19 protein-coding genes are annotated in these 23,760 nt (G+C 65.2%); 9 read left to right on the forward strand and 10 right to left on the reverse strand.

What is annotated here, in order from left to right; genetic code table 11:
- Positions 1-224: 224 nt before the first annotated feature.
- The 4 genes from RMET_RS09045 to RMET_RS09060 are packed head-to-tail and all read left to right on the forward strand — an operon-like array spanning position 225 to position 4,921.
- Entirely contained in the window at positions 225-980 is a 756-nt protein-coding gene (locus tag RMET_RS09045) for a phosphocholine cytidylyltransferase family protein (RefSeq protein WP_011516536.1), read from the forward strand.
- Positions 977-2,671 carry a phosphoenolpyruvate mutase gene (aepX, locus tag RMET_RS09050; RefSeq protein ID WP_011516537.1) on the forward strand — a complete coding sequence of 565 codons (1,695 nt, stop codon included), beginning with the start codon at positions 977-979 and terminating at the stop codon, positions 2,669-2,671. The genes RMET_RS09045 and aepX overlap by 4 nt, the downstream gene beginning before the upstream one ends.
- Positions 2,668-3,867, forward strand: a complete 1,200-nt coding sequence (aepY, locus tag RMET_RS09055; protein ID WP_011516538.1) for a phosphonopyruvate decarboxylase — start codon at positions 2,668-2,670, stop codon at positions 3,865-3,867. The genes aepX and aepY overlap by 4 nt, the downstream gene beginning before the upstream one ends.
- Positions 3,854-4,921: a 2-aminoethylphosphonate aminotransferase gene (locus RMET_RS09060; protein ID WP_011516539.1), complete on the forward strand. Its 1,068-nt coding sequence runs from the start codon at positions 3,854-3,856 to the stop codon at positions 4,919-4,921. Before aepY ends, RMET_RS09060 begins: the two co-directional genes overlap by 14 nt.
- A 70-nt stretch (positions 4,922-4,991) precedes the next feature.
- Here RMET_RS09060 and RMET_RS09065 read toward each other — a convergent pair whose 3' ends face one another.
- From RMET_RS09065 to RMET_RS09090, 6 genes are all read right to left on the reverse strand, one after another.
- Entirely contained in the window at positions 4,992-6,590 is a 1,599-nt protein-coding gene (locus RMET_RS09065; protein WP_011516540.1) for a phospholipase D family protein, read from the reverse strand.
- Between the two features lie 70 nt (positions 6,591-6,660).
- Positions 6,661-7,803 carry an aromatic ring-hydroxylating oxygenase subunit alpha gene (locus tag RMET_RS09070; RefSeq protein WP_017514376.1) on the reverse strand — a complete coding sequence of 381 codons (1,143 nt, stop codon included), beginning with the start codon at positions 7,801-7,803 and terminating at the stop codon, positions 6,661-6,663.
- Positions 7,804-7,992: 189 nt separating this feature from the next.
- On the reverse strand, positions 7,993-9,213 hold the full coding sequence (locus RMET_RS09075) for a CaiB/BaiF CoA transferase family protein (RefSeq protein ID WP_011516542.1): 1,221 nt from the start codon (positions 9,211-9,213) through the stop codon (positions 7,993-7,995).
- A 26-nt stretch (positions 9,214-9,239) separates the two neighbouring features.
- On the reverse strand, positions 9,240-10,415 hold the full coding sequence (locus RMET_RS09080) for an acyl-CoA dehydrogenase family protein (RefSeq protein ID WP_011516543.1): 1,176 nt from the start codon (positions 10,413-10,415) through the stop codon (positions 9,240-9,242).
- Positions 10,412-11,389: a Bug family tripartite tricarboxylate transporter substrate binding protein gene (locus RMET_RS09085; protein ID WP_011516544.1), complete on the reverse strand. Its 978-nt coding sequence runs from the start codon at positions 11,387-11,389 to the stop codon at positions 10,412-10,414. The genes RMET_RS09080 and RMET_RS09085 overlap by 4 nt, the downstream gene beginning before the upstream one ends.
- Before the next feature lie 57 nt (positions 11,390-11,446).
- Positions 11,447-12,607 (reverse strand): acyl-CoA dehydrogenase family protein, encoded by a 1,161-nt coding sequence (locus RMET_RS09090; RefSeq protein WP_029307846.1) that lies wholly within the window; start codon positions 12,605-12,607, stop codon positions 11,447-11,449.
- Positions 12,608-12,748: 141 nt separating this feature from the next.
- Here RMET_RS09090 and RMET_RS09095 point away from each other — a divergent pair, with 141 nt between their 5' ends.
- The 4 genes from RMET_RS09095 to purT all read left to right on the forward strand — a co-directional run bounded on the left by RMET_RS09095 (position 12,749) and on the right by purT (position 18,077).
- Complete coding sequence (locus tag RMET_RS09095; protein WP_011516546.1) at positions 12,749-13,531, forward strand: IclR family transcriptional regulator; 783 nt, start codon at positions 12,749-12,751, stop codon at positions 13,529-13,531.
- Between the two features lie 2 nt (positions 13,532-13,533).
- Positions 13,534-14,328, forward strand: coding sequence for an IclR family transcriptional regulator (locus tag RMET_RS09100; protein WP_011516547.1), 795 nt, complete (start codon positions 13,534-13,536; stop codon positions 14,326-14,328).
- Between the two features lie 226 nt (positions 14,329-14,554).
- The gene (locus RMET_RS09105) at positions 14,555-16,783 is read left to right on the forward strand and encodes a TonB-dependent siderophore receptor (protein ID WP_011516548.1); all 2,229 of its coding nucleotides are present in this window, start codon (positions 14,555-14,557) and stop codon (positions 16,781-16,783) included.
- Positions 16,784-16,874: 91 nt separating this feature from the next.
- The gene (gene purT / locus RMET_RS09110) at positions 16,875-18,077 is read left to right on the forward strand and encodes a formate-dependent phosphoribosylglycinamide formyltransferase (RefSeq protein ID WP_011516549.1); all 1,203 of its coding nucleotides are present in this window, start codon (positions 16,875-16,877) and stop codon (positions 18,075-18,077) included.
- Between the two features lie 77 nt (positions 18,078-18,154).
- Here purT and RMET_RS09115 read toward each other — a convergent pair whose 3' ends face one another.
- Entirely contained in the window at positions 18,155-19,498 is a 1,344-nt protein-coding gene (locus RMET_RS09115; protein ID WP_011516550.1) for a mechanosensitive ion channel family protein, read from the reverse strand.
- Positions 19,499-19,605: 107 nt separating this feature from the next.
- A complete protein-coding gene (locus tag RMET_RS09120; RefSeq protein WP_011516551.1) occupies positions 19,606-20,793 on the reverse strand; it encodes an HD-GYP domain-containing protein in 1,188 nt (395 codons plus the stop codon).
- 309 nt (positions 20,794-21,102) lie between these two features.
- Here RMET_RS09120 and RMET_RS09125 point away from each other — a divergent pair, with 309 nt between their 5' ends.
- Positions 21,103-22,140, forward strand: coding sequence for a J domain-containing protein (locus RMET_RS09125; RefSeq protein ID WP_011516552.1), 1,038 nt, complete (start codon positions 21,103-21,105; stop codon positions 22,138-22,140).
- A gap of 57 nt (positions 22,141-22,197) precedes the next feature.
- Here the strand turns inward: RMET_RS09125 and RMET_RS09130 are convergent, their stop codons facing one another.
- Together RMET_RS09130 and RMET_RS09135 are read right to left on the reverse strand one after the other, a co-directional pair.
- Complete coding sequence (locus RMET_RS09130) at positions 22,198-22,914, reverse strand: ankyrin repeat domain-containing protein (protein ID WP_017513406.1); 717 nt, start codon at positions 22,912-22,914, stop codon at positions 22,198-22,200.
- Positions 22,907-23,704, reverse strand: a complete 798-nt coding sequence (locus RMET_RS09135) for a TatD family hydrolase (RefSeq protein ID WP_011516554.1) — start codon at positions 23,702-23,704, stop codon at positions 22,907-22,909. The genes RMET_RS09130 and RMET_RS09135 overlap by 8 nt, the downstream gene beginning before the upstream one ends.
- Positions 23,705-23,760: the final 56 nt, after the last annotated feature.

The following is a 23,760-nucleotide window of genomic DNA, read 5'->3' on the forward strand; positions in this document are numbered from 1 at the left end:
GCTTTCAAAATGAAGCGAAGCGGTTCTGGCTAGGGTGAAGCAGGGGTTTCGGCTCGCATGCGAGCCGCCTGCGGAACGGCATGTGCCTGCAAGCGTATGCGCGCCCTGCAAGGGCGGGGCCGCAGACAGTACAAGTCGTACGGCAAGGCCCCGCAACGACGCCAGAATCTTTTTGAAACGGCTTTTAAGCCCCCAGCAGTTTCTTTGCATGTGAGAACAAGTCAATGCGAGCAATCATTCTTGCCGCGGGCCTCGGCCTGCGACTTCAGCAACAGCCGGGCAAGCAGTTCCCGAAGTGCCTGTTGCGTTTTGACGGCGTCACGCTGCTCGAGCGTCATCTGCGTATGCTCGATGCCGCCGGCGTGACCGAAGTCGTGCTCGCGCTCGGCTTCGAGCCGGAACAGGTGCAGGCCGAGCTGGCCCGCCTGAACCGCTCGGCCGAAATCGTGATCAATCCCCGCTACGACCTGGGCAGCGTGCTGACCGTGCACACCGCGGCGGATGCCATGACGCGCGGTGGCGACGTGCTGCTGATGGACGCCGACGTGCTCTATGACGAGCGCATCATGAGCAAGCTCGTGGCCGGCGAGACCGTCAACCGCCTGCTGATCGACCGCGATTTCGAGGCTGGCGACGAGCCCGTCAAGCTGTGTCTGAAGGATGGCGTGCCCGTGGAACTGCGCAAGCAGCTCATGGCCGATCTCTCGTATGACACGATCGGCGAATCGGTCGGCTTCTTCCGTTTCAAGCAGGACTGCGCCCAACGTCTGGCCGAAATCGTCAAGGGCTATGTCGATGGCGGCCGCGCCAACATGCCGCACGAAGAAGCGGTGCGCGACCTGCTGCTGGAACGCTCCCACACATTCGATACCGCTGACGTCACCGGCGCGCCCTGGATCGAGATCGATTTCCCGGGCGATGTGGCCCGTGCCGCCGAAGAAGTCCTGCCCCAACTGCAGCCCGTAGGAATCGCCCAATGAACGCCCACGACCCGAACCTCCTCGCCACCTCGCGCAGCGCCCGCCTGCGCCAGATGCTGCGCTCGAACGAACTCGAATTCATCATGGAAGCCCATAACGGCCTGTCCGCGCGCATCGTGCGCGAGGCCGGCTTCAAGGGCATCTGGGCCTCGGGCCTGGCCATCTCCGCCCAGTTCGGCGTGCGCGACAACAACGAGGCAAGCTGGACCCAGGTGGTCGACAACCTCGAATTCATGGCCGATGCCAGCGATCTGCCGATCCTGCTGGACGGCGACACCGGCTACGGCAACTTCAACAACGTGCGCCGCCTGGTGCGCAAGCTCGAGCAGCGCGGCATCGCCGGCGTCTGCATCGAAGACAAGATCTTCCCGAAGACCAACAGCTTCATCGGCGGCGAGCAGCAGCCGCTGGCCGATATCGACGAGTTCTGCGGCAAGATCAAGGCCGGTAAGGATTCGCAGGCCGACGACGACTTCTCGATCGTCGCGCGTGTCGAAGCGCTGATCGCCGGCTGGGGCATGGAAGAAGCCCTGCGCCGCGCCGAGGCGTACCGTCAGGCCGGCGCCGACGCCATCCTGATCCACAGCAAGCTGTCGAAGGCCGACGAGATCGTGACCTTCGCGCGCGAATGGGCCGGGCGCGCGCCGCTGGTGATCGTTCCCACCAAGTACTACAGCACGCCGACCGACGTGTTCCGCAAGGCCGGCATCAGCCTCGTGATCTGGGCCAACCACCTGATCCGCGTGGCCGCATCGTCGATGCAGGCTGTGGCCCGGGAAATCCACGACAGCCAGACGCTGGTCAACGTGGAAGACCGCATCGCCACCGTCAACGAAATTTTCCGCCTGCAGGATGCCGACGAATACTCGGCCGCCGAGAAGATCTACCTGACCGGTGGCCAGGCGCCCAGCTCCGCCGTGGTGCTTGCGGCCGGACGCGGCAAGGGCCTGGAGGCCCTGACCGAAGACAAGCCCAAGATCATGCTGCCGGTAGCCGGCAAGCCGCTGCTGCGCTGGCTGGTCGACGGCTTCAAGAACCAGGGCATCAACGACATCACCGTGGTGGGCGGCTACAAGGCCGAGGCGATCGACGCGGCCGGCATCAAGCTGGTGCGCAACGAGCGCCACGCCGCCACCGGCGAGCTGGCTTCGCTGGCGTGCGCCGCCGATTCGCTCGAGACCGACACCGTCGTCTCCTATGGCGACCTGATGTTCCGCAGCTACATCCTGCGCGACCTGCTGGAAACCGATGCGCCGTTCAGCGTGGTGGTCGACTCATCCGAGTCCGCCCCGTCGAACCAGAGCGTGCGCGATTTCGCGTGGTGCTCGGCCGCCGACGACCGCGACCTGTTCGGCCAGAAGGTGCTGCTGCGCAAGATCTCCGACACGCCGGCCGCTACCGACGGAGAGCCGCATGGCCGCTGGATCGGTCTGCTCAACGTGCGGGGCGAAGGCCGCGCGCGCCTGCAGAAGCTGCTGGCCGAACTGCGTCAGCGGCCCGACTTCGACTCGCTCGACATGCCCGACCTGATCAACGCGCTGGTCGAAGCCGGCGAGAAGGTCGAGGTCCGTTACGTACATGGCCACTGGCGCGGCGTGAACGACCTGGAGGACTTCCGCCGGGCCGGAGACTTCGCGCACACGCAAACGCCGTACGCGCTGGGCAACAACGACGGAGAGACTGCCCGATGATCGAGGCCGTCCAGTTCGTGGAAGCCGCGCGCGAGCGCGGTTTCGAGTGGTACGCGGGCGTACCGTGCTCGTACCTGACGCCGTTCATCAATTACGTGGTGCAGGACCCTTCCCTGCATTACGTGTCGGCCGCCAATGAAGGCGATGCCGTGGCCTTTATCGCTGGCGTGACGCAGGGCGCGCGCAATGGCGTGCGCGGCATCACGATGATGCAGAACTCGGGCCTTGGCAACGCGGTGAGCCCGCTCACCTCGCTGACGTGGACGTTCCGCCTGCCGCAGTTGCTGATCGTCACGTGGCGCGGACAACCCGGCGGCGCGTCGGACGAGCCTCAGCACGCGCTGATGGGCCCGGTCACGCCTGCCATGCTCGACACGATGGAGATCCCGTGGGAGCTGTTCCCGACCGAGCCTGATGCCGTGGGCCCGGCGCTGGACCGCGCCATCGCCCATATGGATGCCACCGGCCGGCCGTACGCGCTGATCATGCAGAAGGGCAGCGTGGCGCCCTACCCGCTCAAGACGCAGACGCCACCCGTGGCGCGCGCGAAGGCAACGCCGCAAGTGTCGCGTTCCGGCGCCACGCCGCTGCCAAGCCGCCAGGAAGCGCTGCAACGCGTGATCGCCCACACGCCGGCGGATTCCACCGTCGTACTGGCCTCCACCGGCTTCTGCGGTCGTGAACTGTACGCGCTCGACGATCGTCCCAACCAGCTTTACATGGTTGGCTCGATGGGCTGCCTGACGCCGTTCGCGCTGGGGCTGGCCATGGCGCGTCCGGACCTGAAGGTCGTGGCCGTCGACGGCGACGGCGCGGCGCTGATGCGCATGGGCGTGTTCGCCACGCTCGGCGCGTATGGCCCGGCCAACCTGACGCACGTGCTGCTGGATAACAACGCACATGATTCGACCGGCGGTCAGGCCACGGTATCGCACAACGTCTCGTTCGCAGGTGTTGCCGCGGCGTGCGGCTATGCCTCGGCGATCGAGGGCGACGATCTCGACATGCTCGACCGCGTGCTGGCCAGCGCCGCCACGGCGACATCGGGCCCGAATTTCGTCTGCCTGCAGACCCGCGCCGGCACGCCTGACGGGCTGCCGCGTCCGTCGGTGACGCCGGTGGAAGTCAAGACGCGCCTTGGCCGCCAGATCGGCGCCGACCAGGGCCATGCCGGAGAGAAGCATGCTGCTGCTTAACCCGGGCCCCGTCACGCTTTCGGAACGCGTGCGCCGGAGCCTGCTGCAAACCGACCTGTGCCATCGCGAAAGCGAGTTTTTCGACCTGCAGGACGAAGCGCGCGATCGGCTGCTCAACATCTACGCGCTCGACCCCGCGGCATGGACGGCGGTACTGATGACCGGCTCCGGCACGGCTGCGCTGGAAAGCATGATCGCGGCGATGGTGCCCGCCAACGGCAAGCTGCTGATCGTGCAGAACGGCGTGTACGGCGAGCGCATCGCGCAGATCGCCGCGCAGTACCAGATCGCGCATGCGCTGGTGAAGCACGATTGGATGGAAGCGCCCGACCTGGCCCGCATCGACGCGGCGCTGGCCGAAGATCCCGCCATCACCCACGTGGCCGTGATCCATCACGAAACCACGACTGGTCGGCTGAATGACCTGTCGGCGATCGACCGTCTGTGCCAGGCACGTGGCGTGCGTCTGCTGGTGGACACGGTGAGCAGCTTCGGCGCGGAAGCGATCGACTTCAGCGGCAATATCGACGCGGTGTGCTCCACGGCGAACAAGTGCCTGCACGGCGTGCCGGGTGCGGCTTTTGTGATTGCGCGCCGCGCCGCGCTGACCCATGCGGCAACCCGTACGTACTACCTGGATCTCGTTCGCCTGGCAAAGCTGCAGGACCAGCGCAACACGCCGTTCACGCCGTCCGTCCATGCGTACTACGCGCTGGTGGAAGCGCTGCGCGAGCATCAGGAAGAAGGCGGCTGGAAAGGTCGTCACCAGCGCTATGCGGCGCTGGCCGAACAGGCGCGCGCCGGTCTGGCCGCGCTGGGCATCGAGGCACTCTGGCCCGCCGAGCAGTCGTCGGTGGTGCTGCGCGCCTACCGCCTGCCCAACGGCGTCACGTACGAGCAGCTTCACGACGGCCTAAAGGCCCGTGGATTCGTGATCTACGCTGGCCAGGGCGGCCTGTCTTCGCAACTGTTCCGCATCTCGACGATGGGCGCGATCACGGCAGCCGATATCGACAGGCTGATCGAGGGTTTCAAGGCGCTGGTGCAGCGCTGAGCCCACGGTGGTTCTTCTCCCCTCTCCCCGCCGTGCGGGAGAGGGGGAAAACAACACGCAAAGTCGTTCGCTACAACTGCGATTCCACCGGCAACATCCGCAACACGCCCTGTTTGATATGGTCCCAGGCGTTCATGTCGGGCTCGCTGCGATACGTGCGCAGGACGCCGTCCTCCTGGGTCACCCACACCATCTGCTCCTTGCCGGTCGCGGGATCGGTCTCGAGCACGACCTGGTAGGCGACGTCGAGCAACGCGGCGTCGATCACTTTGCCGAACATCTCGCATAGCGGCGCGCTGTCGACCACGATACCCATTTCGGTATTGAGCCGTGCCGAACGCGGATCCAGGTTCAGGGATCCGATAAACAACTGGTGTCGATCCACCATGTAGGTCTTGGCGTGCAGGCTGGCGCGGCTGCTGCCGCCCGGGCCGCTGCGGTGGGACTTTCTTTCCTTGGCCAGTTCGGCGTAGGCCGATGGCTTCAGTTCGTACAGGATCACCCCTGCCCTCAGCAGGGCCTCGCGCCTCGGCGCATAGCCCGCGTGCACCGCCGTCACGTCCGTCGCGCCATACGAATTGGTCAGGATACGAACCTGGACACCCCGCTTCTGCATCCCGGTCAGCCAGTCCATGGCGTCGTCGGGCGGCACGAAGTACGGGGATATCAGCGTCAGGTCATGCTTGGCGCTGTCGAGAATCTTGCCTAGCTGCGGGATGGCGTGCGTGGAATCGTCGTCGGGCGGCAACTGGATCTTGGCCGCCTTGTCGGCGATAACCGTCGCTCGGCCCCAGAAGGACGGCAGCGTGCCCTGGTGAAGCGCATGCACGACCCCGGACTCCAGCACGGATTTGCCATACGGCGTCGCACTCACGGCGATAGCGCGATCGTCGACGGCGTTGCGCAGTTTCTCCTGCTGCTCGGCGGCCTCCTTGCCCGTGAGCGGCTTGTCCAGGGTCGAGATCGGATAAGCGGCTTCGTTGTTCCAGTAATCGTCGAACACGGCCGACACCTCTGGCACCACCGGACCGGCCGCCAGAAGATCCAGGTCGCTGAAATCGGTTTGCGCCGCGCCGTAGTACTCGTCGCCGACGTTGCGTCCGCCGACGATGGTGAGCTGGTTGTCGGCAGTCATCGACTTGTTGTGCATCCGCCGGTTGATCCGGCTGAAAGCGGTGACGTACTCGAGCAGGCGCACATTTCGGCTGGCGAACGGATTGAACACCCGCACCTCGATGTTCGGATGCGCGTCGATCACCTGCAGCATCTTGTCCTGCCCGGCCAGATGAATGTCATCAAGCAGCAGCCGCACCCGCACGCCACGATCTGCCGCGGCCATGATGGCGGCCAGCAGCGTCAGGCCGGTATCGTCCGTTTCGTAAATGTAGTACTGGATATCGAGCGAGCGCTGCGCCACGCGAGCCAGTGCGATACGCATGGCAAACGCATCCGTACCTGCGGCCAGCGGATAGAACACGGACTCGCCCGGATGGGCGGCCAGTTGTGGCGCCAGTTCTCTGGCTATCGCCGTATCGCTGGTATCGCGCAGCGCCACTTCGGGCTGCAGTTCCGGCCGCTGCGGCAAGCCCGCGCAGGCCGTCAGGAACGCCGCGATCATGACAACCAGGAAACGACCAAACAGACCCGCCAATCGACGCGTGTCTCCCATTCGCCCCTCTCACCCGTAAATGTTGTGAATATGTCGCGCCGCGTTACGCGTACCTTGCCTGTCGACCGCCTCAAACCTGGGTCTCCAGCCGCTGGATCGGAATGACCGTGCGGCCACCGCACTCGCGCAGCAGATCGCGCAGATCGCGGATGACCGGGAATACCTCGTGATTCCAGTCCTCACCCTGGCGGTCATGGGCCTCCTGCTCGCGCTCGACGATCCAGCGGTCTTCCTTGAAGATCCGCTCGGTGAACCAGACCAGTAGCGGCCAGGCCAAGTCCAGCGCGAAAGGAATGCCAGGGCGGCGGATCGACAGCATACCGAACGTGCGGTTGGTGCGTTGCGCCGCGTCCAGCGGCACATAGGCGATCCAGAGATCCATCACGAGCGTGCCACTGCCAGAGCGGATTTTCAGCGTCTGGTACGGGTAGCCGGTGCGGACGGTCATCACGTCCTTATTGCCTTCGCCGCCTTCCTTGCTGAAGACAAGCGCCTCACCCATCGGCTGCTTGCCGCCTTCGCGCGAGAAGGTGTAGTCCACCTCCACGAAGTCGGCGCCACGGCGGCGGCCTAGCGACCGCGCGCGCATCATGCCCATCTGCCGCCGATGCAGGAACTGATGGTTCATGTCCATCAGGTTTTCGTGCATGAAGGAATAGTGACACTTGACCTCCCGGCCAAAGCGTCGTGTCTTGTAGTGTTTGTCCGCCACCGAGGCGAATTCGGGCAGCGGCTGCTGTCCGGCCAGCGCCGGATTGCCCGGAAAGACAAAAATCAGGCCCGCGCGCTCTTCGCACGGATAGGCGCGCACGCCGTTCGGCAGGCGCTCCTTGCCCAGATAAGGCACGTCGATGCAGCGTCCCGAACAATCGTATGTCCAGCCGTGATAGCAGCAACGAATCGACTCGCCATCCACCACGCCCGCGTGGAGCGGCACCTGTCGATGGGCGCAGCGATCCTCCAGCGCGAAAATCTTTCCGGTTGCGGTGCGCACGAGCACGATCGGGTCGCCAGCGAACTGGACGCCATGTGCCTGGCCGGCCTTGACCTCGCGGGACCAGGCCAGTGGATACCAGTGATCGGGGTGAATCGGCACGCGGCGAAGGTCCCGTGTGGCGGCCTCCGTCCGGGTTTCCGCTGGCGCGGCGGCCGGCGCGCCCGAAGGCGCGGGATCGGCGGTACGGTGGTCAAGCGCGGACTCTGCTGCGTACATGCGTGGCATCTCCTTGCGTCCTGGAACCCGAGCCACCGGGATTCGGGTATCGAACTCGCCGAGTCTACCCGATTGCGACACCACCAGTCTGTCGGCATTTCTCTGACCGGCCGTCCAAGTGCCGCAACGCAACAACCACGCCGCAGAGGGTATGTATGTTGTCGATGCAAGCCGTTGACCACAGCCCGCCTAGATCACCCCGCCCTCGCGCAGCCCGGTCAGGTCGGCGGCCGTCAGTCCCAACGCGCCGTAGACTTCCGCATTGTGCTCGCCGACCCCCGGCCCGCTCCTGGCTGGCGGTGGGGTGTGTCCGGCGAACCTTGGCACCACGCAGGGTGCCGGGATCGAGCCCAGGTCCGGATCGGGCAGCCTGACGATCGCCTGCCGTTCCTGAAAGTGCGGATCGTCGACGATATCGGCGATCGAGAAAATCTTGCTGAACGGAATCTCGTGCGCCTCGAGGGTGCTTGCCACATCCGCATAGGCATGGCTGCCGAACCACCTGGCGACGACTTCATCGAGCGCGTCCAGATGGCGCACCCGCGACGGGTTGGTGGCGAAGCGCGGGTCGTCGGCCACGCCCGGCTGCCCGATCGCCTGACACAGGCGCCGGAAGATCGGGCCCGACGATGCCACCAGCGATACCCACTGGCCATCGGCCGTGGCATACATGTTCGACGGCGCGGTATACGTGGCGCGATTGCCCGCGCGCTGGCGGACCTGGCCAAGCTGCTCGTACTCGACCGCCAGCGGCTCCAGCAACCGGAACAGCGCCTCGGTGGCGGCCAGGTCGATTTCCTGGCCCGGCATGGTCTCGTTGCCAGGCCGGCGACGTTCGGCGATGGCGCTGGCAATCGCGAACGCGCCGAACAGGCCGGCCACCATGTCACCCATCGGGTAGTTCATATGCAGCGGCGCCCCGCCCGTCTCGCCGGTCAGGTTCGTGAAGCCGCTCATCGCCTCGAAGATCCGCGCAAACCCGGCGCGCTGTGCGTAGGGGCCGGTCTGCCCGAAGCCGGTCAGGCGCAGCACGACCAGACGCGGATTGGCACGCCGCAGCGTGTCGATATCGAGCCCCCAGCGATCAAGCGTACCGGTCCGGAAGTTCTCCACGAGCACGTCGAAGTCCGGCAGCATCCGCAGGAACAATGCGCGCCCGGCCGGCTTGCGCACGTCCAGCGTGATACCGCGCTTGCCGCGATTGGTCACCTTCCAGTACAGCGCCAGATCGCCCTTGACCGGAGCCAGCCCGCGCAGCGGGTCGCTCCCATCGGGCAGTTCGAGTTTGACGACGTCTGCGCCCATGTCCGCGCACAGCGTGCTGGAAAACGGCGCGGCGATGACGGTGGCCATGTCGAGGATGCGTACCCCGGCCAGCGGGCCACCGGGTTGTTCTGCTTCGGGATTCATGCGATTGTTTGCGGTTGACTGCGGATTCACGGGCGCAGCCCGTGCTGGAAGATGCGACGTGCCAGCGTGGCACGATGCAGTTCGGACGCACCGTCGTAGATCCGGAACGGGCGTAGTTCGCGCTGGATCATCGAGACCGGGGTGTCATCGGAAATGCCGAGCGCGCCCATGATCTGCACCGCGCGGTCAGCCACGCGCCAGACCGCTTCGGACACGAAGATCTTGGTCATCGCGGAGTCGTGCTTGACCGATTCCCCGGCGTCCATCTTGCGCGCGCAATCGCGCACCATCAGCCGGCTGGCATGCAGGTCGATATGCGAATCGGCCACCATCGCCTGCACCTGCTGCAGATCGGCCAGCCGTTGCCCGAATGACTCGCGCTGCGCGGCGTACTGCTGCGCGATCTCCATCGCACGCGACGCGCGGCCGATGAAACGCATGCAGTGCGACAGCCGGGCGGGCTCCAGCCGCGCCTGGGCATAGGCAAAGCCCTGCCCGACCTGGCCAAGCACCGCGTCGTCATCGACCACGCATTGCTCGAATACGATCTCGCCGTGGCCGCCCACCTGATAGCCGTCCATCCCCGCGATGTTCCGCACGAGGCGGTAGCCAGGGTTGTCGGTATCGACGATGAACATCGTGGCGCCGGTACCGGCCGCCTCATCGGTGCGCGCCAGCACGATCGCGAACGCCGCATCCACGGCCCCGCTGATGAACCACTTATGGCCGTTGATGACCCATTTGCCGTCCTGACGCGTGGCGGTGGTACGCAGCATCGACGGATCGGAGCCCGCGCCGGGCGCCGGTTCGGTCATGGCGAAGCACGAACGGATCCGGCCCTGCACCAGCGGCTGCAGGTAGCGCGCCTGCTGCGCGGCGTTGCCGTGGCGCATCAGGTTGATCATGTTCGGCTGGTCGGGCGGCGCGCAATTCAGCGCCGGAGCGCCAAGGAAGCTGCGGCCGGCTTCCTCCAGAATCTCGGCACGCGCCTGCCAGTCGAGCCCGAGCCCGCCGTGCTCGGGCGGCAGATGGGGGGCGTAGATGCCCGCCTCCCGGGCCAGACCCTGCAGCCGCCGGACCACGACGTCAAGGCGCTGCACGTCATGCGCCAGTACAGGGTCTTCGCTCGGGATCGCGTGCTGTTCGACGAACTGCCGCACCTTGCCGCGCAGCTCCGCAATATTGGTTCCCATGGCCATCATTCCAGCGTGGTGCCGGTGGACTTGACCAGTGCGGCCCACCACGCCGCATCGGCACGAATCTGTTGTCCGAACTGCTCGGGCGTATCGCCCACCGGCTCCGCGCCCAGTTCCACCAGCTTCTTGCGCAGTTCGGGCCGCGCCAGAATCTTCACCATCGCCTGGTTAAGCTTGTCGACGACCGGACGCGGGGTATGCGCAGGCACCATCAGGCCTTTCCAAGCGGTCACGACATAGCCCTTGAGCCCGGCTTCCTGTGCCGTCGGCAGGCCCGGCGCCGCCGTAGCGCGTTTTTCGCTGGTCACAGCCAGCGCGCGCAGCTTGCCCGACTGAACGTGCGGCCAGAGCGCCGGCATATTGTCGATCAGCAGTGTGATATGGCCAGCGATCAGGTCTGCCACGGCCGGGCCGCTACCCTTGTATGGCACGTGCTGGAGCTTGATGCCCGCGGTCTGGTTCAACAGTTCCCCGGCCAGTTGCGCGGGGCTGCCGTTGCCCGGCGATCCGAACGAAAGCTGGTTCGGGTGCGACTTGGCGTAGGCAATGAACTCCTGCACGTTCTTGACCGGCAGCGACGCATTGACCGCCATCACGTTGTGCTCGCGCTCGATCATCGTCACCGGCGCCAGATCGCGCACCGGATCGTAGGACATCTTCGGGTAGAGGCTCGGATTGATGACGGTCGGCCCGGCGGCGGCCAGCAGCAGCGTGTAGCCGTCCGGCGCCGCCTTGGCGACGATGTCGCCGCCGATATTGCCACCCGCGCCCGGCCGGTTGTCGACGATTACCGTCTGGCCCAGTTCGTCGCGCAGCGGCTCGGAAATCAGCCGGGCGACGATATCGGTGGACCCGCCCGGCGCGAACGGCACCACCAGCCTGATCACCTTGTTCGGATAAGGGGTCTCGGCGTGCGCCGGGGCCATGCCGAAAAACAGGCCGAACGACATGCCGGCCGCCGCGATCAAGGGCTTGATCATGATTGTCTCCGTGAATCTGGGTTTTGGGGTCTGGGGTCTGGGGCCTGGATAGCCCGCTCAGCGCTGGCCGCCGGCCTGGGCAAAGGTCCGCTTGGCGATGTTGATCTGGTGAATCTGGCTGGTGCCTTCGTACAGGCGGAACAGGCGCACATCGCGATAGAAGCGCTCGATGCCGTAGTCGGCGATGTAGCCGTAGCCGCCAAACAACTGCACACAGCGGTCGGCCACGCGGCCGCACATCTCGGACGCGAAGTACTTGCAGATCGACGCCTGCATCGTCACGTCCTCACCCAGATCTCGCTTGCGTGCCGTTTCCAGAATCAGCGCCCGCGCCGCGTGGATATCGGTCTGGCAGTCGGCGATCATGGCCTGCACCAACTGGAAATCGGCCAGCACCTGCCCGAACTGCTTGCGCTCGGTGACGAAGCGCACCGCGTCTTCGAGCATCCGGATCGCGGGCCCGGTGCACAGCGCGGCCAGATGGATACGCTGCTTGTTGAGCACCTTCATCGCGGTGCGGAAGCCCTTGCCTTCCTCGCCGCCGATCAGGTTGACCGCCGGCACGCGGCAGTTGTCGAAATGCACCTCGGACACCGGCGATCCGGCCTGGCCCATCTTCTGGTACGGCCGGCCCGTGCTTAGCCCCGGTGTCTCGCGCGGCACGATGAAGGCCGAGATACCGCCTGCGCCCAGATTGGCGGGATCGGTACGTGCCATGACCGTGAACAGGCCAGCAATCGGCGCATTGGTAATGAAGCACTTGGTGCCGTTGAGGATGTAGGCATCGCCGTCGCGCACGGCCGTGGTCTGCAGCGCGGTGGCGTCGGAGCCGGCCTCGGGCTCGGTCAGCGCAAACGATCCGGTGAGCTGCCCGCTGGCCAGCAGCGGCAGATAGTGCTGCTTCTGCGCGGGCGTGCCATCAGCCACCAGCGCTTCTGAGCCGATGCCGGTATTGGTGCCGACCCGCGCCCGAAACGCCACCGAGCACTGCGACAACTCCATCGCCGCCAGCACCAACTCCTCGGTGGTCATGCCGGCGCCGCCGTACTGTTCGGGAATCGAGTAGCCGAACATGCCCTGCGCGGCCATGGCGTCGACCAGATCCTGCGCCACCTCGTCATGTTCGGCCACCTCGGCCTCGCGCGGCACGAGCTTCTCGCGCACGAAGCGCCGCAGGGTCTGCAGAAAGGCATCGAAAGCTTCGGGGTCCCGGATCATCGTCTCGCTCCACCATGATTTTTGATGTCGAGGAGCGTACGCGCGCCTCCCGAATGTCGGCACCGTTGTTTCGCTATCTTGAACAACCATTGCGCAATCGGCACATCGCTTCGGTAAGATGAACGCCAAACCAAACGCCAGATGCCAACGCGCCCCCATCACCCCGATCCCGCCTTTGCCACCACGCTGGCCCACGGCCTGGCGTTGCTGCAGTGCTTTCGCGTGGGCGAGACCGTGCTCGGCAATAAGGAACTGGCCGATCGCACCGGTCTGTCGAAAGCGACCATCAGCCGGCTGACCTACACGCTGGCGGCGCGCGGATTGCTGCTCTACGACACCCATTTGCGCCGCTACCGGCTGGGCTCGACCGCGCTCTCGCTTGGGTATCCACTGCTGGCCAGCCTGCGCGTGCGGCAGCTGGCCCGGCCGCTCATGAAAGCGCTGGCCGATCAGGTTGGCGGCTCCGTATCGCTGGGGCTGCGCGACCGGCTGCGCATGGTCTACGTCGAAACCAGCCGGGGTCACGACGCGATCGCATTTCGTCCGGACATCGGCGCATCCCTGCCGATGCTGGCCACGGCGATGGGCCGGGCATGGCTGGCATGGGCACCGGAAGACGTGCGCCACCGCCTGCTCGACGCGCTGCGAGAGGCCGAGCCGGACGACTACGAACGGCTGGCGGGTGCCGTGGATACGGCCATCGAGGAGTTGGCGACACTCGGCTTTACGCGGTCACGTGGCGACTGGCAGCGCGACGTTCACGCCGTGGCCGTGCCGATGCGGACTCCCATCGACGGCGAGATCCTGGTCTTCAACTGCGGCGTGCCCGCGGTGCGCATGACGCCCCGGAAGCTCGAACGCGAGATGGGGCCGCGCCTGCTGAAGCTGGTGGCGCAGGTGGAAACACTGGTGGCCTGGGAGTGACGATGAGCGCCACCGACATCCCTCCGGACGACGCCCGCGACCGCCAGTTCGCCACCACGCTGGCCAACGGACTGGACATCCTGCTGGCCTATCGGGCAGGCGAATCGCTGCTGGGCAACAAGGACTTTGTGCAGCGCACCGGGCTGTCGAAGTCGACCGTGGCACGTCTCACCCACACGCTCAGCGCGCTCGGCTATCTGCGTCATGACACCGCGCTTGGCAAATACCGGCTGGGTGCACCCGTGCTGGCGCCGGGCTACCCGCTGCTGGCCAGCATGCCGATTCGCCAGATTGCGCGGCCGCTGATGAAGGCGCTGGCCGACGAAGTGGGCGGCGCGGTCTCGCTCGGCATCCGCGACCGGACGCAGATGATATACGTCGAGACCGCGCGCTCGACGGACAACCTCGTGGTGCCGCCCGATATCGGCGCGGCACTGCCAATGCTGACGACGGCCATCGGCAAGGCCTGGCTTTGCCGCGCGCCGGCAGAACTGCGCGACCCGGTGCTGAACCGCCTGCGCCTGCAGGACCCCGACGCTTTCGCACGTGGTGCGCCGGGACTGTCCCAGGCACGCAAGGACCTCGAGCGGCTGGGCTACTGTACGAACCGCGCCGAGTGGCGCCATGACGTGTTCGGCTTTGCCGTTCCTCTGTGCAAGCCCGTTGACTCGCAGTGGTTCGTGATCAACAGCGGCATCCGGGCGCAGCCGGGCAGATTCCATGCGGTCGAGCAGTTTGTCGGCCCCCGGCTGGTGACGCTGGCCCACAACCTCGAAGTGCAGCTGGGGCTACGCTGATTCCCGTTCCGGCACCCCGCCGGGACGGGAAAATACAACAGACGAGACGGCCAAAGCGGCCAAAGCGGCCAAAGCGGCCAAAGCGACCTGGGCGGCAAATGCCGCTTTGGCAACAAGGGCTTGCTTGACGACTCAATGGATCACTGGGCATGATTCGGCCTCCCATAGTGTAAATACGAATTGTTCGTATTTACACTATCAACAAAAACCGAACGAGCCAGCTTCAATGTCATCCCGCCAGTTCCCGGCCGCCCGCCCCGTCCACCGGCAGCCTGTCCCGTCGCGCCTGCGCGCCACAGTCTTCATCGCCCGCGTGGCGGTCATCGCGGGCCTGCCGCTTGGCGCGTTCGCCCAGACCGCCCAGACCGCCCAGACCGCCCAGACCGCCCAGACCACGCAAACCGCACAAACGGCACAATCCGCCCCGGAACAGGCGCTGCCGACTGTAACGGTGAGCGCCGCGCAGGAAATCGACGTCGGACCGCACCTGGACAAGCCCATGACCAGTGGCGCGCTCGGTTCCCGGAAACAGCTCGACACACCGTTCTCGACCACGGTCATCACCGGCGACGACCTGGCCGAACGCCAGGTCACCAAGCTCGGCGACGTGTTCTTCACCGATGCATCGGTCTCCGACAACAGCAACGCGAACAATGCATGGGCGTCCTACCTGACCGTGCGCGGGCTGCAGCTCGACTGGCAGAACGGATTCAAGATCAACGGCATGCCGTTCGTGAGCTACGGCATCACGCTGCCCTACGAACAGCTCGAACAGGTGGAACTGCTCAAGGGCGCATCGGGCTTCATGTACGGCTTCGGTAACCCGGGCGGCACGGTCAACTACATTACGAAGAAGCCGACCGACGTCTTCACGGCCAGCGCGGAACTGGGCTATCGCTCGTCCCACCTGTGGAGCGAGCATGTCGACGTCGGTGGCCGGGCCGGCCCGGACAACATGTTCGGCTACCGACTGAACCTGACGCACGAGGAAGGCAAGCCGTCGAACGCCGTCGGGCTGAACCGCAACTCCATATCGCTTGGCCTGGACGCCCGCATCACGCGAGACCTGACCTGGACCTTCGACGGCATCTACCAGGACCGCAGCACCTTCGGCCAGACGCCCACCTTCACCACATACAGCCTTGCCCCCGGAAGCCAGTTGCCAGGCGTGGTCAGCGGCCGGGGTGGCCTGTTCGCAGGCCCGGACCAGCACTTCTACTCCAACCTGCAGTTCTACTCCACGGGCCTGCGTTACAACCTCAACACCGACTGGACGGTCAGCACGATCTACAGCTTCAGCAAGCAGTCGCGCAGCCGCAACGAGTCGAGCCTGAGCCTGATCGACAGCAACGGCGACTACACCGACCTGCGCTACGACGGCGCAGAGGGACACCAGTTCAACCAGTGGACGACCATGGTCGAAGGCCGCTTTCGTACCGGCCCGTTCTCGCACCAGTTCGTCGGCGGCGTGACGTGGCAGAACCAGGTCAACCGCTACAGCAGCAACCCGGTGTCGCTGAGTCTGGACCCAGGCAACCTGTCGCAGCCGTACACCGGCGTTTACTACAGCCAGGTTGCGTTCAACAAGTACCGTGCCAGCGACATCACGCAAAAGGCGCTGTTCATGAGCGACACGATCCAGCTGACCGAGCGCTGGTCGGTGCTGGGCGGGCTGCGCTTCACCAACTACGAGCAGAACAGCTACGGGACCGACGGCACGCGCACCACCCACTATGACAAGACCGGCCTGCTGACGCCGACCGTCGCGCTGATGTTCAAGCCGATGCCGAGCACCACGCTGTACGCCAGCTACGTGGAAGCGTTCGACGGCGGCACCACGGTCGGCACGACGTTCGCGAACGCGGGCGCGCAACTGAATCCGGTCAAGAGCAAGCAATACGAAATCGGCGCGAAGACGGATCAGGGTCTCTGGACCGGCACGGCGGCGCTGTTCCGCATCGAGCGCGGTGCCGAGTACACCAACTCGCAGAACGTGTTGGTGCAGGATGGCCTGTCGATCTACCAGGGCGCAGAGCTGGCTGGAGCCGCGCGTATCGGCTCCCAATGGGAAGTGGGCGGCAGCGCGATGTATCTGGACAGCTACTACGACAAGGGCCAGACCTACAACGGCAACCGCGTGGCCGGCGCGCCCAGCTTCATCCTGACCGGCCGGCTGGCGTATCGCATTCCGTACGTGCCGGGCCTGAAGGTGGGCATCGACGGCAAGTACACGGGCACAACCAAGCTGCGCCCGGCCGGCGACCTCACGCTGGGTGGTTACACGATATTCAACCTTGGCGCGACGTACAGCACACGCGTGGCAGGCAAGGAACTGACGCTGCGGGCAGCGTTGACCAACCTGACCAACAAACGCTACTGGGGCTTCCAGTACGCGGAGTACATCCAGCCGGGCGATCCGCGCGCGATCAGCGTCAGCGCGAAGATCTCGTACTGAGGAGCATAAGCGACGTCAGGGAACCGGGATGTCGCGCCGGGCATCGCCCGCGTATACAATCCCGGTTTTTCTGACCTGATCGAGCCGCCCCATGACCACCCTTGGAACGCCCCTCTCCCCGTCCGCCACCAAAGTCATGCTGCTAGGCTCAGGTGAGCTGGGCAAGGAAGTGCTGATCGCGCTGCAGCGCCTGGGCGTGGAGACGATCGCCGTCGACCGCTACGAGAACGCGCCGGGCCAGCAGGTGGCCCACCATGCGCGCACGATCACGATGAGCGACGGCGAACAGCTCAAGGCACTGATCGAAGCCGAGCGGCCGGATCTGGTGGTGCCAGAGATCGAAGCCATCGCCACGCCAATGCTCGAAGCCCTGGAAGCGGCCGGCGTGGTTCGCGTGATCCCCACGGCTCGCGCCGCCCGCCTGACGATGGACCGCGAAGGTATCCGCCGCCTGGCCGCCGAGACCCTGGGCCTGCCCACCAGCCCGTACAAATTCTGCGATTCGCTCGAGGAACTGCAAGCCGCGATCGACGGCGGCATCGGCTACCCGTGCGTGGTCAAGCCCGTGATGAGCAGTTCCGGCAAGGGCCAGAGCAAGATCGACGGTCCCGCGGACGTCAAGGCCGCGTGGGACTATGCCATGGCCGGCGGCCGCGTCAGCCACGGCCGCGTGATCGTCGAAGGCTTTATCGACTTCGACTACGAAATCACGCTGCTGACCGTGCGCGCCGTGGGCGCCAATGGCGAAGTGGAAACGCATTTCTGCGAGCCGATCGGCCACGTGCAGGTCGCGGGTGACTACGTGGAAAGCTGGCAACCGCACCCGATGCACCCGAAGGCACTGGAAACCTCGCAGCATATCGCGCGTGCCGTGACCGCCGATCTGGGCGGCCAGGGCCTGTTCGGCGTGGAACTGTTCGTCAAGGGCGAGCAGGTCTGGTTCAGCGAAGTCAGCCCGCGTCCGCACGACACCGGCATGGTGACGATGATTACGCAGTGGCAGAACGAGTTCGAACTCCACGCCCGCGCCATCCTCGGCCTGCCCGTCAGCACCGCGCTGCGCGCGCCCGGCGCGAGCGCCGTGATCTACGGCGGCGTTGAAGCCGAAGGCATTGTTTTCGATGGCGTGGACGAGGCGCTGCGCGTGCCGCAGACGGAACTGCGCCTGTTCGGCAAGCCGGAGTCGTTCACGAAGCGCCGCATGGGCGTGGCGCTGGCCTACGCCGAAGACGTGGATACGGCACGCGAGCGCGCCAAGGAAGCGGCGGGCAAGGTCAAGCCGCGGAAGGCGTAAGCGCTGCGCTTTGCTGACTCCCCTCTCCCGACGACGGGAGAAGGGAGAAGGGAGAAGGGACAGGGAGAAATCCCCCCCTAAGCCACCCTGTCGGCCCGATCCGTCGGGGCCGATGGCGGCTGGCGCATCCCCGAGTCCGCGGCGGCCACGGCCAGTGCGGCGTGCTGGTCGGCCATCGTCGCACCGCTGCGCAGCCCGCTCAGGTCCGCGCCTGACGGCGCCTGATACACCCGCAAACCCAGCTCCGGCAGAATCGCGAACAGGTGGTCGAAGATATCGCCCTGGATACGTTCGTAGTCCGTCCAGTTCGTGAGCGTGGTAAAGCAGTAAATCTCGATCGGAATGCCCTGCGAGTCGGATTCCATCATCCGCAGGTTCAGCAGCAGATCGTGATGAATTTCCGGATGCGCGCGCAGGAAGGCGATGCCATAGGCGCGGAACGTGCCCAGGTTGGTCAGCCGACGGCGGTTGACCGGGTCTGTGTCGGCACGCAGGATCTCCCGGTTGGCCCGATCGACCTCCTCCTGCTTGACCTCGAGATAGTCATGCAGCAGCTTGAACCGCATCAGCGCCCTGACCTCCTCCTCGTCCAGGAACCGCACGCTGGTGGCATCGATCCGGAGCGTCCGTTTGATGCGGCGCGCGCCGGACTCGAACATGTGCCGGTAGTTGCGGTAGCTCTCCGAGAACAGCTTGTAGGTTGGCACCGTCGTCACGGTGTTGTCCCAATTCTTGACCTTGACCGTATGCAGCGCCACGTCCATGACGAAACCATCGGCATTGGACTGGGGCATTTCGATCCAGTCGCCAATGCGCAGCATGTCGTTCGAGGTGAGCTGCGTGCTGGCCACCAGGGACAGCAGCGTGTCCTTGAACACGAGCAGCAGCACCGCAGATAGCGCGCCGATACCGGACAGCATCCAGAGCGGCGAGCGGTCGATCAGGATCGACAGCACCAGCACACCGCAGACCAGCCACAGCGCGAGCTGGGCCACCTGGATGTAGCCCTTGATCGAATGCGTCTGCGCGCTGCGGCTGCCGGAAAACACGGTCTGCCACGCATCGAGCACGCCAGACAGCATCAGGAACACGCTGATCCAGGTGCCGGCATGAGCCAGCCGCTCGATGGCCGCCGAGAACTTACCCAGGTTCGGCACCTGGCTGATGCCGACCGTGACCACGGCCAGGAATACCGCGTAGCCCAGCCGGCGATAGGTCCGGTGGTGCAGCAGCGCCCCGGCCCAGTTGCCGTGGCCGGAAAGACTCAATACGCGATAGACCACCCGGCCGACCACGCGCGCCACGAGCCATTGCGCGATGCCGGCCAGCAGGACCAGCGCCAGGACGTACAAGGTGATCTGTGCCCACGGGTGGGCCGGGATGCGTTGCTCGAACAGTTCAAGCAGGGCGTCGAAAGTCATATGCAGTGAAGCGGTACGGGCTGCCAATCGCCAAGTCTACTATTTCTGCCCGCCCCGCCCACATTTGGCGTTCGACGTCCGCCGCGCTCGACGCACGCGCTTTCTGTCTATTTCACGTGTGGCGCGTACATCGCCATCAGTTGCTCGTCGGTGAAACCCCACTGCCGGGCATCCTCGAAGGCAATGACGGAATCCTCGCTCTGAGTCAGGTCGAGAACCTCATGCGGCAGCGGCGCCGACTGTGACACCGAGTAGAACGTCATCACGCGGGGCCGCAGCGGTTCGTTCGCGTTCTGCCCGCAGACCACCGCCAGGCGTCCCGAGCGCAGCCGCAGCACGGTGCCCAGCGGGTAGATGCCGACCGTCCGTGTAAACGCCTTGAACACACGGCGATCGAACAGCGTGTCGACGCGCACCGCGATGTACTCCATCGCACGCGCCGGTGACCAGGCCAGGTGGTTGGGCCGCGGCGACGTCAGCGAGTCGTAGGTATCGCAGATCGCCGCGATCTTGGCGTGCACGCTGATTTCACTCTCGAACAGACCGAAGGGATAGCCCTTGCCGTCCACCCGCTCATGGTGATGCACGCACACGTCGAGCGGAATGTTCGTATACAGCCGCGCCTCGTTCAGGATGCGGTACCCGGCCGACGGGTGCCGCCGCATCTGCTCGTACTCGGCCGGCGACAGATCCCCCGCCTTCATCAGCAGTGACTCGGGCAGCGTCAGCTTGCCGATATCGTGGACCAGCCCGGCCAGGCCAAGCTCGCGCACTTCACCGTCGGGCAGTTTCAGCGTACGGCCCACGGCGATCATCAGCGCACAGACCGAGTACGAATGCAGGTACGTGTAGTCGTCCTTGGCCTTGAGCCGTGCCATGGCCAGCAACGCCTGCGAATGGCGCGAAAGCGATGTCGATGCCGAATCCACCAGCAGCAGCGCGCCGTTGGTCTCGAGCGCGTGCCCCATCCGCACGTCGTTGAAAATCGACCCGATCACCGCCCGGCCCGACTTGATCAGCTCGCGCGCATGTTCGAGTTCGTCCTCGAAACCCGACTCGGGCTGTGCATCCACCTCCGAATCGGCAACTTCCGGCGTGCTCTGCATCGGCAGGTTGCGCCCCTTCAGGATGTCGATCCAGACGTCCTGCACATTGGCCGCCAGGATCTGCTCGATCTGTTCGTCGCTACTGACCAGAAAGCGCGAGCGCCAGAATGGATGGTTGATCCATGGCCCGCCCAGCCTGGACACAAACATGCCCACCTGAAGCTGTTCCGCCTTGATTCTTCTCAGCATGTCCTTGCCCCCACATGAACTGCGGCGGAGCAGATGCCCCGCCATCCCGGAACTTTGGGCTCTTGTCAGGCCCTCGTCATTTGCCGCCTATATCGGCAGATTGCGGCGGAACTTTAGCCCGGCGATTGGAGGCATCCATCTGGTGGCCACGTCAAAGAACAGCGACAATGCGGAACGGATCATCGCGGACATGTCTGTATTTGTTGGCTAGCCCGCATACCCGCCCGCCAATTTGCGTGAATACTTGAGAATCGCGGCGCCCTGCCGTTATTTGTCGTCGAACACCGATATTGCGTCCTTCTTCGCCTGATGCATACCCATTACGACAACCTCAAGGTCTCCCGCGATGCGCCCGCAGAAGTCATTCGGGCCGCATATAAATCGCTTAGCCAAAAGTACCACCCGGACAGGCACGCCGATAGCGAACAGGCCAATCGCATCATGCGGCTGCTGAACGCCGCGTACGACGTGCTGAGCGACCCGGCCAAGCGCGCCGAGCACGACCAGTGGATCGCATCGCAGGAAAAGCTGGACGCCGAACGCAGGCAGCGCCAGGCCCAACAGGCGGCAGCATCCCGCACCGCTGCGCAGCCTCCACGGCCACAGGGGCGCCCCGCGCGTCCGGCACAGTCGGCGCAGGCATCGGCACGGGCCACCGGAGCCGCCGCACCCGGCCAATCCGCTGCCGACTCCGCCCAGAAGAAGAAGCGACGCAAACCCCGACAGGACGGCCAGCGCCCGGGCGAGCCGCTGGCCAGGAAATGGTCGCTCCTGCTCTATGCGGGCATCGGGGCCGCCATTGTCGTGCTGCTGGGAGACTGGGCCACGCCAACTCAGCCGGCCGTCGACAAGCCAGGCGCGGCGCTCGTCCAGCCGGCCGCGGCGGCGTCAATCGTCACCCCCGTCCCGGCTGACCTGCCGCGCGAGGCCCAATATTTGCGTCCGAGCCTGACTCCGCGCGGCCTGCCCTGGCCAACCAATTCGGGCTACCTGCCCGGCTATCCGGTGCTGAATACAAGCGGCCTGTCGACGCTGACCGTCGACAACTCACGCGGTCCGTCCGACGTGCTGCTCAAGCTCGTGGCCGTCAACGGCGGCATCCCGGTGCCGGTACGGACGACTTTCATCCCTGTCGGGTCTTCGTTCACGATGGACGCGATCACGCAGGGCAGCTATGACGTGCGCTACCAGAGCCTGGACACCGGGGAGATCTACCGGTCGGAGCGCTTCGTGTTCGAGGAAATGCGGGAGGCAGGCAGCACCAGCGCTGGGCGCAACGTGCTGACGCTGTATGCGGCCCCCGGAAAGTCGCGGTCGGTCACGATCACCGAGCGCGAATTCCCGTAATGCAAACGCCGCCCGGATGGGCGGCGTCTGGAAACGACTGCGTACCTGACAGCCTGACTACTTCGCCTGACCAGCAGGCGGCGTCCAGGGCTTCGGCTTCGGTGCCGGCGGCGGCACCGCGCCATACAGCTTCTGCCAGCGCGACTTGAGGCCGTCGGCAATCTCTTTCTGGTTGTACTGCTCGGCAAAGTCGATCACGGTCATGTTCTGCTGGTTCTTCAGGCGCATGTCCGCGCCTTCGTCGAGCAGCAGCTTGACGGTATCGATATGCCCGCCGCGCGCAGCCATCATCAGCGGCGTGGTGCCGTTCGGGCTTTCCGCATCGATGTAGGCCGCATGATCGACCAGATACTTGACGACATCGTTGTGCCCATTCGTCGCCGCGTAGTGCAGCGGCGCCCAGCCCTTCTTGTTAACCTCGGCCTCCATGCCGTCGACCATCAGCTTGACCATGTCCAGTTCGCCCTGAAGGCTGGCCATCATCAGCGGGTTCTCACCCGCCGGATTGGTCTTGTCAAAGTCAATGTTCTTGGCCTTGATCAGCGCCGTTGCCGCCTTGGTCGATTTCTCGCGCAGCGCCACCACCAGCATCGGATCGCCCCGGTTGTCGACCAGATTCGGATCCACGCCACGCGCCAACAGCTTCTGCACGGTGTTGGCGTCATCGAACTCGACGGCCTTGCGCATATCGTCGGCCGGAGCGGCCACACTCGCACAAGCCGCGCAGATCAGGGCCATTGCGGCGACCCCGCGTCTGATCTTAAAGTCAAGCATGAGAATTCCTGTCTATGTGCTTGAATAAGCGGAAAAAATTATCTGTAGTTTGTTCTGCGATCGTCTCCACGGGAACATCGCGCAGCTTGGCGATGAACTCGCCCACGTGACGCACCCAGGCCGGCTCGTTCGTCTTGCCGCGGTACGGCACCGGGGCAAGATAAGGCGAATCGGTTTCGATCAGCATGCGGTCGAGCGGTACCTTCTTCGCGGTTTCTTGCAGGTCAGCCGCGCTCTTGAACGTGACGATACCCGAGAACGAAATATGGAAGCCTTCGTCCAGCGCCTGCCGGGCGATGTCCCAGGTCTCCGTGAAGCAGTGCATGACGCCGCCAACCTCACCTGCGTTTTCCTCGCGCATCAGCCGCAGCGTGTCGTCCGCCGAGGATCGCGTATGGATGATCAGCGGCTTGCCAGTCTGGCGGGCCGCGCGGATATGGGTGCGGAACCGCTCACGCTGCCACTCCATCTCCGCGATGCTGCGACCATTGAGACGGTAGTAGTCCAGCCCGGTCTCGCCGGTACCAACCACTCGCGGATGCGCCGACAGCGTGACCAGCCGCTCGAGTGTCGGTTCTTCGGCGCCTTCCTCGTAGTCAGGATGCACGCCGACTGAGGCATACAGGTTCGGATGCTGTTCGGCCAGCGCCAGCACGCGCGGAAAGTCCTCGAGCGTCACCGAGATGCAGAGGGCGTGCGACACCTGATTGGTCCGCATGTTCTCGAGCAACTGCGGCAGCCTTTCGGCCAGCTCGGGAAAATCGATATGGCAGTGGGAATCAACAAACATGGGGATATCTCAATCGAGCCGACGTCGGGCGATCATCAGGTCTCGCTCGACGCCAC

The organism is Cupriavidus metallidurans CH34 (assembly GCF_000196015.1).
GTDB lineage: Bacteria > Pseudomonadota > Gammaproteobacteria > Burkholderiales > Burkholderiaceae > Cupriavidus > Cupriavidus metallidurans.

Excerpts from the sequence above, each read along its gene's own strand:
- RMET_RS09045 (WP_011516536.1), top strand. The coding sequence starts at position 225 with ATGCGAGCAATCATTCTTGCCGCGGGCCTCGGCCTGCGACTTCAGCAA.
- RMET_RS09115 (WP_011516550.1), bottom strand. The coding sequence starts at position 19,498 with ATGACTTTCGACGCCCTGCTTGAACTGTTCGAGCAACGCATCCCGGCC.
- RMET_RS09135 (WP_011516554.1), bottom strand. The coding sequence starts at position 23,704 with ATGTTTGTTGATTCCCACTGCCATATCGATTTTCCCGAGCTGGCCGAA.
- RMET_RS09120 (WP_011516551.1), bottom strand. The coding sequence starts at position 20,793 with ATGCTGAGAAGAATCAAGGCGGAACAGCTTCAGGTGGGCATGTTTGTG.
- RMET_RS09095 (WP_011516546.1), top strand. The coding sequence starts at position 12,749 with ATGCCAACGCGCCCCCATCACCCCGATCCCGCCTTTGCCACCACGCTG.
- RMET_RS09130 (WP_017513406.1), bottom strand. The coding sequence starts at position 22,914 with ATGCTTGACTTTAAGATCAGACGCGGGGTCGCCGCAATGGCCCTGATC.
- RMET_RS09080 (WP_011516543.1), bottom strand. The coding sequence starts at position 10,415 with ATGATGGCCATGGGAACCAATATTGCGGAGCTGCGCGGCAAGGTGCGG.
- RMET_RS09065 (WP_011516540.1), bottom strand. The coding sequence starts at position 6,590 with ATGGGAGACACGCGTCGATTGGCGGGTCTGTTTGGTCGTTTCCTGGTT.
- RMET_RS09060 (WP_011516539.1), top strand. The coding sequence starts at position 3,854 with ATGCTGCTGCTTAACCCGGGCCCCGTCACGCTTTCGGAACGCGTGCGC.
- RMET_RS09085 (WP_011516544.1), bottom strand. The coding sequence starts at position 11,389 with ATGATCAAGCCCTTGATCGCGGCGGCCGGCATGTCGTTCGGCCTGTTT.
- RMET_RS09125 (WP_011516552.1), top strand. The coding sequence starts at position 21,103 with ATGCATACCCATTACGACAACCTCAAGGTCTCCCGCGATGCGCCCGCA.
- RMET_RS09090 (WP_029307846.1), bottom strand. The coding sequence starts at position 12,607 with ATGATCCGGGACCCCGAAGCTTTCGATGCCTTTCTGCAGACCCTGCGG.
- RMET_RS09070 (WP_017514376.1), bottom strand. The coding sequence starts at position 7,803 with ATGTACGCAGCAGAGTCCGCGCTTGACCACCGTACCGCCGATCCCGCG.
- aepX (WP_011516537.1), top strand. The coding sequence starts at position 977 with ATGAACGCCCACGACCCGAACCTCCTCGCCACCTCGCGCAGCGCCCGC.
- purT (WP_011516549.1), top strand. The coding sequence starts at position 16,875 with ATGACCACCCTTGGAACGCCCCTCTCCCCGTCCGCCACCAAAGTCATG.
- RMET_RS09075 (WP_011516542.1), bottom strand. The coding sequence starts at position 9,213 with ATGAATCCCGAAGCAGAACAACCCGGTGGCCCGCTGGCCGGGGTACGC.
- aepY (WP_011516538.1), top strand. The coding sequence starts at position 2,668 with ATGATCGAGGCCGTCCAGTTCGTGGAAGCCGCGCGCGAGCGCGGTTTC.
- RMET_RS09105 (WP_011516548.1), top strand. The coding sequence starts at position 14,555 with ATGTCATCCCGCCAGTTCCCGGCCGCCCGCCCCGTCCACCGGCAGCCT.
- RMET_RS09100 (WP_011516547.1), top strand. The coding sequence starts at position 13,534 with ATGAGCGCCACCGACATCCCTCCGGACGACGCCCGCGACCGCCAGTTC.